The 15,349-nt window shown below is 44.1% G+C and carries 14 protein-coding genes and 1 pseudogene; 2 read left to right on the plus strand and 13 right to left on the minus strand.

Annotated elements, in window-relative coordinates:
- Window positions 1–197 precede the first annotated feature (197 nt).
- The 8 genes from KAI36_RS13865 to bcaP form a co-directional block, all read right to left on the minus strand.
- A complete protein-coding gene (locus KAI36_RS13865; protein ID WP_179085934.1) occupies window positions 198–1,499 on the minus strand; it encodes a hemolysin family protein in 1,302 nt (433 codons plus the stop codon).
- A gap of 388 nt (window positions 1,500–1,887) precedes the next feature.
- Window positions 1,888–2,343: a spore coat protein GerQ gene (gene gerQ, locus KAI36_RS13870; protein WP_023988884.1), complete on the minus strand. Its 456-nt coding sequence runs from the start codon at window positions 2,341–2,343 to the stop codon at window positions 1,888–1,890.
- A gap of 56 nt (window positions 2,344–2,399) precedes the next feature.
- Window positions 2,400–2,822, minus strand: a complete 423-nt coding sequence (locus tag KAI36_RS13875; protein WP_025720708.1) for a cell wall hydrolase — start codon at window positions 2,820–2,822, stop codon at window positions 2,400–2,402.
- 119 nt (window positions 2,823–2,941) lie between these two features.
- Complete coding sequence (locus KAI36_RS13880; protein ID WP_220025168.1) at window positions 2,942–3,691, minus strand: SDR family NAD(P)-dependent oxidoreductase; 750 nt, start codon at window positions 3,689–3,691, stop codon at window positions 2,942–2,944.
- A gap of 134 nt (window positions 3,692–3,825) precedes the next feature.
- Window positions 3,826–4,221: a DUF2500 domain-containing protein gene (locus KAI36_RS13885; protein ID WP_013371386.1), complete on the minus strand. Its 396-nt coding sequence runs from the start codon at window positions 4,219–4,221 to the stop codon at window positions 3,826–3,828.
- A 188-nt stretch (window positions 4,222–4,409) separates the two neighbouring features.
- Window positions 4,410–4,592 carry a hypothetical protein gene (locus KAI36_RS13890; protein ID WP_025720704.1) on the minus strand — a complete coding sequence of 61 codons (183 nt, stop codon included), beginning with the start codon at window positions 4,590–4,592 and terminating at the stop codon, window positions 4,410–4,412.
- 153 nt (window positions 4,593–4,745) lie between these two features.
- Window positions 4,746–5,996 carry a WD40/YVTN/BNR-like repeat-containing protein gene (locus KAI36_RS13895; RefSeq protein WP_220025169.1) on the minus strand — a complete coding sequence of 417 codons (1,251 nt, stop codon included), beginning with the start codon at window positions 5,994–5,996 and terminating at the stop codon, window positions 4,746–4,748.
- A 163-nt stretch (window positions 5,997–6,159) separates the two neighbouring features.
- Entirely contained in the window at window positions 6,160–7,551 is a 1,392-nt protein-coding gene (gene bcaP, locus KAI36_RS13900; protein WP_220025171.1) for a branched-chain amino acid transporter BcaP, read from the minus strand.
- A 231-nt stretch (window positions 7,552–7,782) separates the two neighbouring features.
- On the opposite strand from bcaP, the gene KAI36_RS13905 reads away from it, so the two are divergent.
- On the plus strand, window positions 7,783–8,712 hold the full coding sequence (locus KAI36_RS13905) for an L-lactate dehydrogenase (RefSeq protein WP_013310450.1): 930 nt from the start codon (window positions 7,783–7,785) through the stop codon (window positions 8,710–8,712).
- Between the two features lie 118 nt (window positions 8,713–8,830).
- Here KAI36_RS13905 and KAI36_RS13910 read toward each other — a convergent pair whose 3' ends face one another.
- Window positions 8,831–9,934: a DUF3900 domain-containing protein gene (locus KAI36_RS13910; protein ID WP_220025172.1), complete on the minus strand. Its 1,104-nt coding sequence runs from the start codon at window positions 9,932–9,934 to the stop codon at window positions 8,831–8,833.
- A 391-nt stretch (window positions 9,935–10,325) separates the two neighbouring features.
- Here KAI36_RS13910 and KAI36_RS13915 point away from each other — a divergent pair, with 391 nt between their 5' ends.
- The gene (locus tag KAI36_RS13915; protein WP_220025173.1) at window positions 10,326–11,543 is read left to right on the plus strand and encodes an MFS transporter; all 1,218 of its coding nucleotides are present in this window, start codon (window positions 10,326–10,328) and stop codon (window positions 11,541–11,543) included.
- A 127-nt stretch (window positions 11,544–11,670) separates the two neighbouring features.
- Here the strand turns inward: KAI36_RS13915 and KAI36_RS13920 are convergent.
- The 4 genes and pseudogenes from KAI36_RS13920 to KAI36_RS13935 form a co-directional block, all read right to left on the minus strand.
- Window positions 11,671–11,838, minus strand: a pseudogene (locus KAI36_RS13920) (ABC transporter ATP-binding protein); the annotation flags it as partial.
- A 19-nt stretch (window positions 11,839–11,857) separates the two neighbouring features.
- Window positions 11,858–12,820, minus strand: coding sequence for an alpha/beta fold hydrolase (locus KAI36_RS13925; RefSeq protein ID WP_375162974.1), 963 nt, complete (start codon window positions 12,818–12,820; stop codon window positions 11,858–11,860).
- 229 nt (window positions 12,821–13,049) lie between these two features.
- Entirely contained in the window at window positions 13,050–14,417 is a 1,368-nt protein-coding gene (locus tag KAI36_RS13930; protein ID WP_220025176.1) for a sensor histidine kinase, read from the minus strand.
- The gene (locus KAI36_RS13935; RefSeq protein WP_025720690.1) at window positions 14,414–15,088 is read right to left on the minus strand and encodes a response regulator transcription factor; all 675 of its coding nucleotides are present in this window, start codon (window positions 15,086–15,088) and stop codon (window positions 14,414–14,416) included. Before KAI36_RS13935 ends, KAI36_RS13930 begins: the two co-directional genes overlap by 4 nt.
- Between the last annotated feature and the right edge of the window lie 261 nt (window positions 15,089–15,349).

Genomic DNA, 15,349 nt, shown 5'->3' on the forward strand with positions numbered 1-15,349 from the left:
TGCCTCCCAAAATTTAATGATCATGTAAATGGATAAGATTTTCAGCGTAGAGGAAGTTCTTTTTTATTGTCAACCTAAAACGATATAATTAGGTTGACAATTACACGAACATCATATCAATTCATGTCCATTCTGTAAAGAAGACAAATTAAAAAGCGACCCCACATCGTTCAAGGCCGCTCTCTAGATTTATTCCGTTATGAGACTCCTGCTTCTTCCACGATGATAGGCTGTTTTATCAGCCGAATACGTGAAATCCGCTTGTTTTCAACTTCTTCTACCGTGAACATACATCCCTCAAACACTACAGACTGGCCAGGTTGTGGGGGAATAACCTCGACATGTGAGTATAGCCAGCCCCCTACCGTATCATAATCCTCATGATCAAGATCCAGTCCAAAGCGATCGTTCACTTCATCAATTAATAACATGCCGTCAATGGAAAATTCCTCGTCATTAATCTGCTCACAACTCGGACGTTCCTGATCGAACTCATCCTGAATTTCACCAACGATTTCTTCCATAATATCTTCTAGTGTTACCATACCCGATGTACCGCCATATTCATCAATCAAAATTGCGATTTGCGTCTTGCTACGCTGCATGCGTTTGAGCAGATCACTAATTTGCGTAGATTCAGGGACAGCAAGAATCGGTCGAATCATCGTACGGGTATCCAGTGTGTTCGCCCGTAGAAGGTCCTTAATATGGATAAAGCCGATAATATGGTCCTTATCTTCAGCGCAGATTGGATAACGGGTTCTCATGCTTTCCGTCGCAATCGCGAGATTTTCTTCTGTGGACTCATTACTGTATAAGCAGATCATCTCAGTTCGCGGAATCATGATTTCCCTGGCGGTCGTGTCGGTAAAATCAAATATATTATCAACAAGCGCCAATTCCGTATTATCAATTAGTCCGCTCTTATTGCTTTCTTTCATCAGAATGCGTATTTCATCTCCGGTATGCGCGGAATCGTCATTCTCGGATACCGGCTCCAGACGGAATAAACGCAGCAGGCTGTTCGCCATTCCATTCAACGCCCATATGAATGGATACATCAACTTGTAAAACCAAGTCATCAGCATGGCTGAATACAGCGTAATGGTCTCAGATTTACGAATAGCTATCGTTTTGGGCGCCAATTCACCCAACACAATATGCAGAATCGTAATGACAATAAATGCAATAACCACGGCAGTACCGTGCACATATACCGCTCCTAATCCGGCGGCTGTAAATACAGGTTCGATCAAATGTGCGATGGCCGGCTCTCCGATCCATCCTAGTCCCAACGATGCTAGTGTAATACCCAACTGGCATGCAGACAAATAAGCGTCCAAGTTGTGTAACATATTGGCGGCGTACACGGCCTTTTTATTGCCCGCTTCCACCAATGTTTCAATACGGCTGCCTCTGACCTTCACCATGGCAAATTCCGCAGATACAAAAAAACCATTCAATAGTACTAATGCAAAAACAATAAATAAGTTAAACATACTCGGTAAAGGGTCACTCAATATGCTCCCCATCAGCCGTCATTACGGCAGACAGGCGCACCTCCTTCGGATAGTTTCATCATAGACAGAACGATAACACATCATAAGCAGCGTCAACTTCCCAACACATTCACTCCTTCCGGCTTCCAAAGCCATATTCCGCATAAATGATTAGATCATTCATCAGCTTATATTTAATTATATAACTATACTCTATACAGTCAAACCACAAGCAATGTCAGAAAAAACAGCTCCCCTATCATTTAGGTCGTAAAGCTCTCGTTTTCGCCGCTTACCACCAAGAAAGCTACTATATTTGAGAAAGATTATAAACAAAATACATCCCCTGCCGTCTGGCAGAGGATGTAGACTCATATATATGAAGGCATCAGCGAACCGGGGATGCACCCGGGTTCCCGATGACGCCAGGATATTGGTACAACAATGGCTCATCAAATGTTGCATAGTCCAGGTTTAACATCAGTAGAATGGTCCGTTTGCCCGTCGCCGGATCACTAATAATAATGTGGTCCCGACCTGCTGCTTCCAGAATGCCTTTGAATATTTTCGCATTCCATTCCCGGTTATTTTCATAGGTCATATAAAAGGTTCCCGTTTTTCCTAAGTTCAAGCGTAAAATATTTTCGATGTATGATTGCTCGTATTGCGGAGTCTGAACCTGCACTACGGTACCCGTTGGTGTCATAGGGCTGCCACTACTTACTTGAGGTGGAAAGCCAGTCATAGGCTGCATGGTTCCGATTGGAGTCATCCCTCTTGGCCATTCGGGATATCCATTGCCGGAAGCATAAGATACGGGACGGTAAGCTTGCTGTGAAATCATGTAAATTCCTCCTAAAATGGTTTTAATTTTATTCTTCAAGCCATTCTGTAAATTGTCTAATATACATTAGGACAATCCTGTACAGTCGGGCTAAAAAAGCAGTGGGCTTTAAAACGTCCGGTATTGACCTGGCTATACCAGGTATCTGGGCAGTCTCCGGCAGGTCTAAAAAACCATAATGCATTGGATGCCGGACGTATTTTCTCTCCATTGATTACACGCTGGGCAAGTCGAATGTCCCGATCACGGGCTTTCTGATAAAAATACCCCTTCTGAGTAGCCTCAAACCCGCCGGGGCTTTGAAACACCATGTCATTCATCATACGTATGCCCTGGAAATCCAGGCAATTGGATAAAATCCGGTTCACCCCAACATTACCGACCATGAGCATTCCCTGCTCTCCTTCGCCTTCGGCCTCAGCCCGCATGAGCCGGGCGAGGGTCCTTACATCCTCTGAGTTGGTCTTGATTACAGCCACCGCGTCCCCTCCTCGCTTCTCCATCACATACCCTATCGTATGGTACAAATGCCCAATGGGTGACAGTCCAGAAAACAAAAAAATAGCCCCAAGATTGGGACTACTCATTCAGGCTTTGATTATGGCTCGTAAATCATTTTACGTGTCATGCCACCATCTACTACCAGATTCGTGCCTGTTACAAAATCATTGCCGGGTTGTGTCAAATACAGGCAGGCCCGTGCGATGTCTTTAGGGGTTCCTACTCGCCCAGACGGATGCTGTTGATGGTCTTCTGTACGCAGTTGCTCAAAATCTCCGGTTTCAATCCACCCTGGACTGATGCAATTGACCTGAATCCCGTCCTTTCCTAACGATATAGCCATCGCGTGTGTAAGGGCCGCAATGGCTCCTTTGGATGCCGCGTAGGCTTCTGTATCCGGCTCTGACATGAAAGCTCGTGTAGAGGTCATATTGACCACAGAGCCACCTTCTGCGTTTCGTTTCATTACCTTAGCCGCTTCCCTAGTGGCAATAAAACAGCTGCGCACGTTTGTATTCAGAATGTCATCCCATTCTGCTATCGTTAACTCATATGGAGATTTCCATTTGGACACGCCAGCGTTGTTAATTAGCGTATGAATCGTACCGTATTCTTCTTCCGTGGCACGGATTAGCGCTACAATATCTTCTTCCTTCCGCACATCACAAGGAATAAAAATAGCCTGATAGCCCTCGTTCCGGGCTGCTGCAGCGGCTGCGGCACCCTCTTCCTCATTGTGATCCGCAAATACAACATGGGCACCCTGAGCAGCGTAGGCAAAAGCGACCTCTTTCCCGATGCCATGCGCCGCTCCTGTTACAATAACAACTTGTCCCTCAAATGACACAAATCATTCCTCCTCTGAACTACTCTGTTCTAGTATATATGTACCAAAATGTGCTGTACAAGAAACATCTACAGCCCCTACCCTGGTTTCTCGCAGAAGGCTGTAAATGAATCCAAAAATAATTAGACTGAATTCTACATTTTAACCTGTTCCAAGCTATAGCGATTAAGACGCTGAAACCCGATATACCTTGTACCCTGAAAAGTAAGCCGTCCCTCATCACCTTCAGCGCATTGACCATATTCTTCCCCAGATACCTTAAACTCCATCCGGTCGCCACTTTCCACCTCAAAGGTTACGTAATAGAAAGTATAGGTACGAGTCCCTTGTTCCTCCTGCCGCCTCTGTTGGAGATGTGTCCTTCTGGCTGTAATTCGGGAACCGACCGTCAATACAGGCTGCCTTTTATTCCGACTCCATTCCATGACTTCCCTGCCTGCAGACAACACGACAATACCCAACACGACAACGAAAAATACGGGCAGTACCGTGCCCAGCCAATCGAACATCCATAATGACTCAAAACCCATGCACCGCACTCCTCTCCGCCAGGCATTCCACAGGGAAACCACCGGGCATCCTGACATGACCTAAGCTTTCTATAACAGTATATGTATGTTCCTGCCCAAATTTGATAGCAACTCTCAAGAACGCCAAGAGCCCCCACGGAATAATCCGGGAGGCTCAAGATATGGCGATATCAGAATGATGCATCGATTTACACATGTACAAGCTGGAGATAACGTTGTGTTTCATCCAGAACTTCATGATCTTCGTCTTCAGCGTAACGCTCTGCACACTGCTTGCAGTCCTCTTCAGTCGTGCAACCATAGGCATCCTGGCAAGTATAACAAAATTGAAGGTAGTATTGGGTTAACATATGATCCTGATTCGCTCTCATGATTATCACTCCTATCGTTGTTTACAGGTTTAGTATAACAGCGGCTTATTCGTTGGTTTGTGATTTTTTTCACATATAGTCGTATAAAATTTAAATTTTTTAAAAATAAAACGCCCTGGGAAAAACAATCCAGGGCAATCAGCTTTATAGCGATTATAAAATTCTCCAGTTCGCACCGCCGTCCTTCGTTTTCAGCAGCAGTGACTTCTTGTCATCAAGGCGTTCCAAAAGAAGCCAACCCACCGAAGAAGAAGCGAAACGGAGCTTGACCGATCGTGGGTAGTCTTTTAGCTTCAAAGGTAGTACTTTGTTGCCTGTGAGACTTGTCCACGTCTTCCCCCCATCCAATGTACGACTCAATCCAGTTTCGGTTATGATCCACCCTTCCTTTTCGTTTAGAAACGTACGGCCAGGGATAATAGAATTAATGTTGCTACTCAGACCCAAAGGCACGCCGTTCCATTGGGTCCCTGTATCGTTTGTAAACAGTCCGTTATATTTTATGACGTTATCCCCATAGCAAAGAACCGGAATCCAGTACGAGGCACTGCTCCCTTTTAGAGACTGCTGGGCTTCTGCTTTGGCCCGAGGGCAACCCTGTATTCTGTTAGCTACCGGAGTCCAGGTTTTCCCTTGATTCGAAGTCTTGTATAGCTTAACACTGCTATCCAGATTGATCGCTACAAAACCCTGATTGTTGGAAGAAAAGCTCATTCCCGCCAGACTGCCCCGATCGGGTAAACCTGAGCCTGTTTTGTTGGATGTCATACCAGAACTTTGCGCAACTTTATTCCACGTGGCTCCCCCGTCAGTGGTGTGATACAACAGTTTTTGTTGATCCTGCTCATTCAGTTTTACATATGCCATGATCCAGCCAGTAGTTGGATTTACATATTGAATCGAACTCACATGATCCCCGCTAGGAAGCGCTGAAACATCCCAGCTCTGTCCTCCATCTGCTGTTCTCAGAATGACGGTTGCTGTTTTATCCAAATTTTGACGGACAACCCAACCGTGACGAGAATCAGTGAAACTGATGTCCTTTCCATATTCAAGCTTGTCTTGAAATTGGACGTTTTCGGAGGGGGAAATATTATTCCATGTCTTTCCGCCATCATGAGTATCATAAAGCCGGAGCTCATTATGGGTAACTCCCCAAACTAACCCTTTATTGTTATCAATTAAATGAAAATCCGCTATTCGCGTCTGAACTACATATTTGGCGTTGGGATCGCCCACCTTTGGAGTCACTGGTGGATTAATAGTAATCGTCTGACCCTGGTCATCAGGTTCCTCAATCGGAGGTTTAGTTAACGTTTCTGGGGCTTCAGCAGAACAGGCAGTCAGTAGAATGCCCGTCAGCAGCAGTACTCCCCCCAAGAGCGCACGCCAGCGCAGTTTCATATAAAAATCCTCCCTCGATGGCATGCTGTAATCACGTGCCAAAAGCTTATCTGAAACAGAATTATACCATAAACGCCTCTATGTGACACTTTTCGCGTAATGACAAAAAAAACCAGACCCTTCACAAAAGTGCAGGATGCCGGCTTTTTTATACTAGAATTTATTAAGATTTACGGTTCAACAAACTTTTGTGGTATCCATAGAAGAAATAGATCAGCAATCCAAGCAGGAGCCACACAATGAATCCAATCCAGGTGCTAATATGAAGCTGAAGCATCAGACCGATGCAAACCAAAGCACTCAAAAGCGGGAGCACCGGAACCCAAGGCACGGTAAACCCTCTTTTCAAATCCGGACGTTTCTTACGTAAAACGATGACCCCAACCGATACCACAGCAAAAGCGAATAAAGTTCCAATACTCGTCAGATTGGTCAGTGCATGTAACGGGAACAATCCACTAGCCAATGCGATAATGCTGCCCACTAGCCAAGTACTTCGAATCGGCGTTTGAGTTTTGGCATTTATTTTAGATAAAAAAACGGGTAAAAGGCCATCACGTGACATAGAGAAAATTAACCGCGTTTGACCATATAAGAGCACCAGTAAAACGGTCGTCATCCCCGCAATCGCACCGACTGAAATCAATCCGGCCACGAAATCCTGATGAATAAAGCGGAGAGCAAACGCAACAGGATCACTTACCCCCAACTGCGTATAAGGTACCATTCCTGTTAGTACAACTGAAACCGCAATATACAGTACCGTGCAGATCGCTAAAGAAGAAATAATGCCGATGGGCATATTCCGCTGCGGATTGCGAACCTCTTCGGCTGCAGTTGAGATGGCATCAAAACCCAGATAAGCAAAAAATACGATTGCCGCAGCACTCAAAACACCAGAAAAACCATAAGGCAAAAATGGTGTCCAGTTGTCAGGCTTAACATAAAAGATACCGATCCCAATAAATAGCAATACAACTCCGACTTTAACACAAACCATTATTAAATTGAATCGGACCGTCTCCTTGGCTCCGAGACTCAGTAACAGTGTGATGAGCATAATGATACACACGGCTGGTAGATCAATAATGGTTCCCTTGGTTGAATCGAAGGCTGCGGTTAAAGCCAGCGGTAAATGTACATCAAATCCAGCCAGCAAGCCTTGAAAGTAAGCAGACCATCCACTACTCACAGAGGCGGCCGCCACTCCATATTCCAGAATCAGGTCCCAACCCAGTACCCAGGCCAAAATTTCTCCAAATACAATATAACTATACGCATAAGCGCTCCCAGCTGCGGGAACTGTAGATGAAAGCTCCGCATAGCACAAGGCTGCTAGTACGCAGGCAATACCTGCAATAACAAAGGAGAGCATCAATCCAGGACCTGCATTTTCTGCTGCTGCCTTGCCAGTAATAACAAAAATCCCGGTACCGATAATACATCCTACACCTAACATGGTGAGATCAAAGGCACCCATTGTTCTCTTTAAGTGACCTGTAGATCCGCTTTCCTCGTGCGGGAGCAGTCCTGTTTTTTTTCGAAATAAGTCCATATCCTAATCCTCTTTCCATAATTTCATGCGTCAATATCGGTGCTGCAACGCTTTAGTGCGTGTCCCTATCATTCGATTAATTATTAGCGAGCTCGCCTTTGAAGTCAAGGAAAAATGTCATATTTCTTTGCGGTGGGTAAATATATACGGTACACTAAGTTAGAAAGATAAATTTTTAAGAAATACCCCAAAATGAAAAGGTATTCAACCCGAGAAGGAGATGAGGATTTTATGAGCTTAAAACCTTACAAACGAAGTAGAGTGGCCATTGTCGGCATGGGAGCGGTTGGCACAACAACCGGCTATACCCTACTGCTGCGCCAACGCATGTCAGAACTTGTCTTTATTGATGTCAACGTCAAAAAGGCGAAGGGGGAAATGCTCGATATGAATCATGGGCTTCCCTTTCTCGGCGGTGTCAAAGTGTGGGCAGGTGATTATGAAGACTGCCGTGATGCAGATATCATTATTGTTACAGCAGGGGCTTCACAAAAGCCGGGAGAAACGCGCATTGATTTGCTGAAGCGTAATGCCGAAATTTTTGAAAGTATTATTGATAATATCGTTAAGGTCAATACACACGGCATTTTGCTGATCGCTACCAATCCAGTGGACATCCTCTCCTACATCTCTTGGAAACGCAGTGGTTGGCCTTCAAGCAGAGTCATTGGATCAGGTACGTTGCTGGACAGCGCACGCTTCCGCTATTTGATCGGGAAGCAAAAGGGCATCGATCCACGAAGCATCCACGCCCATATTATTGGAGAACACGGTGACTCCGAGTTACCTGTATGGAGCACAGCCAACGTAGCTGGAACTCCACTGGAACTGGGTGAAGAAACGAAAAATGAAATTTTTGAAAATACCAAGAATGCTGCCTATGAAATTATAGATGCTAAAGGCGCAACTTCTTATGCTATCGGGCTGGCTCTCGACCGAATCGTAGCCGCCATTCTCGGGGACGAGGGGTCGGTACTTAATGTGTCCACCTTGCTGGAAGATTATAACGGAGTATCTGATGTATATTTAGGTGTTCCAAGTATCGTAGATCACAATGGGGTACGTGAAATTTTGGATCTTCCGCTCAATGACGAGGAACGTGCAAGGTTGCTTCAATCTGCGGACAAGCTGAAAGATCAAATTAGCAAAGTTCATATGTAGATCGCGAACATAAAAACTAAACAAAACTGGCCTCCACAGCGGTAATATCCGTCGAGAGGCCAGTTTTTTAGTCATTATAATGTAAAAGTTCAGTTTGTCGTCCAGCTATGCAATCGAATTACCAAGGTGGCGTATCGCCATCCACATCCTCAATTTCATGCTGGCGTTTCTCTTTTAGCCGCTCAGCCACCGTTTCAAACGATTCAGGTTGGAGCAACTCAATCGGTGAAAATCCCTTTTCAAACGTAAATGCATCACCTTCAATAATAAGTGCATATCTATCATGAAGTTTCGTGATATGCAGTTTGGCGCCAAAGTCGGACAGTAGCCCCCGCACGGCCGTATCATCTAGTTTGAAACGAACTTCAATTTCTGGTTTCAGCTCGACAATATGCTGTGCAGCCTCTACGACCTGAAGGGGTTCCCATTTCCCTTGCAGATCCCGTTTTTCGCTAGCCGCCCACAATTCCAGATCGCGCTCTTCCTGCTGTCTTTCCTCATTAGATGCATCCGGCCATTTGGTTTCTACATAGTTCTGAACGAAGCCCATGACATGCTCATTGACGATTTCCGGCATGGATTGCTCATAGGTCACGAATTTCAAAAAATCTTCAAAATACCGGGCATGCGAAGACTGGTGAATTTTAAGCTCCCACTCATCGTTCATCCCCTCCTCAAGCATGTAAGGATACATGATGGATTTCATATTACGGGCAGAAATAGCCATTTCGACCTCACTTACCAGACTGCTTTCAGTAATTCTGGCAATTTTAGGTTCGAAATCACATTTAAGCACAAAAATAAACGGATCATCCGAGTGTGTATTCAAGGTAGCCTGTACAATGATCAGCGCTCCGCCGCGTACTGCGCTCGTATCCAGATACATCCGCACCAGATCGTCACAAGCATTTTTAAAATCTTCCTTATCCTCTGCTGCCCGCAGTCGGGCGAACATATTGAAATTCGGATTACTGCTCAATTCATGCTCCGGTTCGACGATAAAGCGGCCGATTTTGGTCGGTGCTTGCTCTGTGCTGGGGTTTTTTTCAACCTTCCGCTTGCTAATACGAGCAAATTCCCCGTCCAGAAATTTTTTAACATCGCTTTCGTCATAATCGTAGTCGTCCATTGTAGCGTAATGCTTATAGGACTTACCACCCTGTCCTTCTTTTCCATCTACCTGAATTACAAAAAAAGATAAAAAATCCACTTGAAAGTTCATTTACGTTCCATTCGCTCCTTTTCAGGCATGTACGCGTAATTATATCACTATGATTTTAAAAGGTACATCGGATTCAGATCCCTATTATTAGATAAATAGTTTGGTTAACATAATATTCATTATGTTTATCATTTTTTTTCGTTTAGATATCATTCCCAATTCACAAGTTTAAAGTGAGTACTCTTACCACTAATCTAATTCACGCCTTTAAGGATCATTGACCTCTTTATTTTCCATGCTCTACTTTCTTCATGATTTCAAAAAATATTTGACTAATCAGTAGTTAATTTATTATATTATCTATTATTATATAGACAAAAATATGTTTTGTTTATATAAAATGATATTTCAAGGGAATTGCGCCCTGAAAACAGGAAAGGAGAGTTTGTTGTTGTTTAAAAATCCATATATAAGGACCATTATCGCCTCCAATGCGCTGCTAAATTTGGGCATTTGGGTGCGCAACTTTGCCATACTGTTGTATGTAACAGATTTGACTAATAATGATCCCGTATACGTATCGCTCATTTCGGTTGCTGAATTCATGCCTATTTTTCTGTTCGCTATCATTGGAGGAACATTCGCGGACCGTTGGCGGCCCAAACGGACCATGATTAGTTGCGATTTGCTATCCGCGGCCTCTATTTTTATTGTTTTGTTGGCATTATGGTACGGGTCATGGCAGGTGCTTTTGCTGTCCACTTTCTTTTCAGCCATTCTATCTCAATTTTCTCAGCCGTCTGCGATGAAGATATTTAAGCAGCATGTAGCACCAGAACAGCTACAGGGAGTGATGGCCCTTTTTCAATCTCTCATGGCATTATTTATGGTTATCGGCCCTGTTATCGGTACATTTATTTATCAACACTTTGGAATTTTCACTTCAATGTCTATAACCGGAATATTGTTTCTCATCTCGGCGCTTGTTCTGACTCGTATTCCACAAGATGAACAAGCGCTTGAGATAGATGATCAACCAACTCATTTCATTCAAGAGCTTAAAGAAGGAATACGTTATGTATGGAATAACCGCACACTTCGCACGCTTGGGGGAACATTTACCGTAATTGGGCTGGCGGTCGGACTTATTCAACCATTAATGGTTTTTGTCGCCATCGAGAACCTTGGACAAAACAAGGAATTCCTGCAATGGCCGTTAATGGCGAACGGAGCGGCTATGCTGGTGGGAGGAGGCCTGATTATGGGGGTTGCCAAAAAAGTACAGCCGCAATTGCTGCTGGTGGCCGGACTTTTGGTCAGCACACTGACAACCTTTGGAGTCGGATGGTCGCACAATATTGTGCTGACAATGGCACTACAAGTTTTCAGCGGCCTATTTTATCCTTGCATTCATATCGGTATCAACACAATGATGATGAAAAACGCCGAAGCTGCTTTTATCGGCCGCGTCGGTGGTGCCCTCTCTCCCCTGTTCTCCGGGATGATGGTCGTCGGTATGAGTATCGGGGGAACATTCAAACACGAATCCTCCCTGAACACCGTATATACCGTGAGCGCCGTCTTGTTTTTGGTCGGAGCGATGCTGTTGTTACCATTGCTTCGTGACAGGCAGCCCGTACAAGCTGTCATAGCCGATGATTCTAAATAACAGCACAAGAAACCGCCCCTGGAGATATGATATGGCATCCTCCGGGGGCGGTTTCTTAATGTTTGTATCATGATTTCATACAGATTATGACTCTCTTCCTTCATGCTGTCTTTTCCACAATCGTGCATACAGCCGTACTTTTTCCGCTACCAGAAGGCCCTACAAGCGCTGTGAAAGAACGGAATGGCATAAACATGCTCACATCCAGCAGTACAGGCAGGTCACCATACCCAAAGCTTATGCGCCTCAGCTCAATATCGTGTCTTTCCGAAGGCAGCTGGTCACCCGGCATCAAGGTGCCTTTTTCAGTGCACTTATTTTATTTCTTTCATAAAGCTCCTGAAGTTTTCAACGATTTCCTTTGATTTGGTATGGTGTAAATAATGTTCTCCTTCAAGTGTCATTACTTTTCCATGAACAGAATTTTTGACTTGCTCTTCATGTAGTGGTATCCATCTTTCCACATCTGTATTATTCGCTTGTATAAAGAAAATAAGGGGCAGATTTTTTGGGAATGTTAAATTTTTAGCTGCTTTAAAATTAGGATAAATATTTTCCATTTCGTTTGAGGTGCTGGAATTATACATGTTTTTTAGAGAAAGAATTCTCATTTGTTCTTTTGTTTCATCATCATAGGGTAGTCCAACATATGGGTCACCAGTTAGTTTCATTACCAATCTGGCTAAACCTGATTTTTTGAGAAATTTAAACGTCTTTATTGGTAATTCAGCATCCATACCACCTTGTGTTGGAACACTGCTATCAATCCCGACAAAAGCACTCACTTCGTTTTCATATTTGTTCACATAATCCAGTCCGTAAATGCCTGCAATGGAATGACCCATTAGAATATATCGGTCAATTTTAAGACTCTGTAAAACTTCATGAATTTCACTTACAATATTCTCTGTGTTTCGTTCCTTTTCGGTTAGATCACTTAATCCATAACCAAAAGGCTCAATAACGACGACTTTGTAAAATGGAGATAGCTCTTCCACTAGCGGTTTAAAATCAAGTGCTGGTGCTGCTGTTCCATAACCTGGTAGTAACACGACGGTCTCTTCGCCTTTTCCTTGAATCAAAACATTCATTTTTTTCCCATCTACAGGTACGAACTGACCATAGGATTGTATTTTTCCTTGCTCTGATTTGCTGCTGATAATATTAACTGTATAGACAACGGCTAGAAAAAGCACGATTGCTATAATTATTGTTCCTATTATTTTAAGCAAAATGCTTCGTACTTTATTTGTTCTCGTTCCATTCCTCATTTTCATTACCTCTCTTCGTTTCACGCTCAACTTCTCCTGTCCCCATTCTGTTTGTTGGGCTACCTTAACGAGCCGCTAATGAAAGCTTAACGAAAGAAGATGTACTCCCTATGACGACAATATGAACGGAGTATGAACAAGCAAAAAAATGCTACGTTGTCCAAGGAAACTGCACATTATGCTGTATCATGGAAAATGCGGTTTAGATAATCCGAATGATACCCTATGAATCTAACTAATCTGGTGGCGTTGTGATTGGCAAGGTGACAATGACGGTCGTTCCTTGGCCAGATTCACTTTCCACTCGAATGTCGCCTTGATGAAGCGATACGATCTGTTTAACGATGGCGAGTCCCATACCACTACCGCCATATTTACGACTGTGGGAACGATCAGCTTTAAAAAATCGCTCGAATATACGCTTCTGGTCCTCAAGGGAAATACCAATGCCCGTATCGGATATTCGGACTGTTACGCTTTTGATATCTTGCTTGATGCTGACATTAATAACGCCGCCATCCTTGGAAAATTTGATGCTATTTCCGAGTATGTTCGTCCATACCTGGTTTAATTGATCTTGATCCGCCAATAGACGAACGGTCTTCAAATTGAGCTCGAAACGGATGTTGCGAGCCGACCATTGCGGCTGGATCGCGACGATGACTCGTCTGATCTGTTCATCAAGGCTGAACGTGACCAGCCGCATCTGCTGTGACTGCGATTCAAGCAAACTCAGCTTTAGCAGGCTATCGCTCATCTTGGACATCCGATCTGCTTCCGCGATGATGATATCGAGATAACGGCTTCGCTCGTTATCTGCTATGTCTACTTGCTTGAGTGCTATAGCATAACCGGATATCGAAGTGAGCGGCGACTGAACTTCATGCGACACATTCGTGACGAACTCCCTACGCATCTGCTCAAGTTGCTGTAGATCATGCATCATTTCTTCAAAGCTGCGAGCCAAAGTACCTAGCTCACCCTTTTGCTTAATATTCAGCTTGACGTTGAAATCTCCAACTGCTATACGTCTGGTCGCTTTTGTCAGCTTTTTGATCGGTCTAACTAGGAATATAGAGGCAACCAAAATCAATAGGCTTCCTGTTACCAACGAATAGGTCAAAAAAGTAAATAACCATTTTTGGGCAAAAGAAGCGGAAGGATACATAAGCGGCTCCACAAACATCGCTTTCATTCCCATTTCAGTTTTCAACCTCAGTCCCAAGAGGTTCATTGAAACACTACTCGGATTAACTTGAACAACTTCTCCACCCAATACTTTCCTTACTTGATCCATCGTCACAGTAACAGGTTTTTGTCCGTTAAGCGTTCCGTAAGACTGGAACTGCCCCGTTTCATCAAAAATTCGAATATAATAGGAATCGAGTTGTTTCATTCCACTTACGAATAAGTCCGCTTCACGTAACGGAATGGTTTCGTAAACCCGGACAATGTCCTGACCAAAGTTAAATAAAGTGGTTTGCAAATTTTCGTTCAATTTCTCTTTAAACACCCAAAATGTTACAAAAAAAGCAATGATCGTGCCCGCGAGGACGGAGACCAGAAATGTCAGGACAACACGTGTATATAAGGATCTGATCATTCGTAAACCTCAAGCCGGTAGCCAAGCCCACGCACCGTCTCGATACGAAAATCGGGTGTAGTCGCGAACCGTTCGCGCAGGCGTTTAATATGTACGTCTATCGTTCGATCATCTCCAGTATAATCGATCCCCCAAATTTGATCGATCAACTGCTCGCGTGTATACACTTGTCCAGGTGTTCCAGCGAGCTTATACAGCAATTCGAACTCCTTGAGCGGCAACGTGAGTGACTCCGTCCCTCTCATCACCTTATAGGTCTGCCGATCAAGGATGACGTTGCCGAACTGGATCGTCTGCGTGGTGCCAATCCGATAGCGTTTCAGCAGTGCTCTGACCCGAACTGTCAATTCCAGTGGATCAAACGGTTTCGTCAAATAATCATCTATTCCAAGTTCGAAACCTTTCACTTTCTCCCATGTTTCGCCTCTCGCAGTCAGCATAAGTAAGGGAAGATCAGGATTGGCTCTTCTGAGCTCCTTGCATAAAGTCCAACCATCCATTATCGGCATCATAATATCGAGCACGACAAGATCGACATGCGTTGTAGCGTAGACGGTCAGTGCTTCCTTGCCGTCTGCGGCTTCGGCTGTTGCGAATCCGTCGTTGCGTAGAAATAAACAGACGAGTTCGCGAATGTTCGCATCGTCGTCAGCAACCAGTATAGTAGGCATTCGTTTCCTCTTTCCCTGTTTTCATCCCATATTGAAGTAACCATTATACTATAAATAAAATTGAATCGCTCCTATTCTTCCTATAATTTTACAGTGTTATTCTTCCCGGTTTCCGCAGGTCTCAGAGCCCTCATCATGGCCCTGTTGTCCTGATTTACCAATACCCAAAGGGCGGGCACTGCGGGACGTCTTAAATCCCTGCCTCGGTTATACTTTTTTTGCTTCTTGAAACCAGGAATGCTCATCATTTGTCATAAGGAC

It is taken from the genome of Paenibacillus sp. S02 (assembly GCF_019454065.1).
Taxonomy (GTDB): domain Bacteria; phylum Bacillota; class Bacilli; order Paenibacillales; family Paenibacillaceae; genus Paenibacillus; species Paenibacillus polymyxa_B.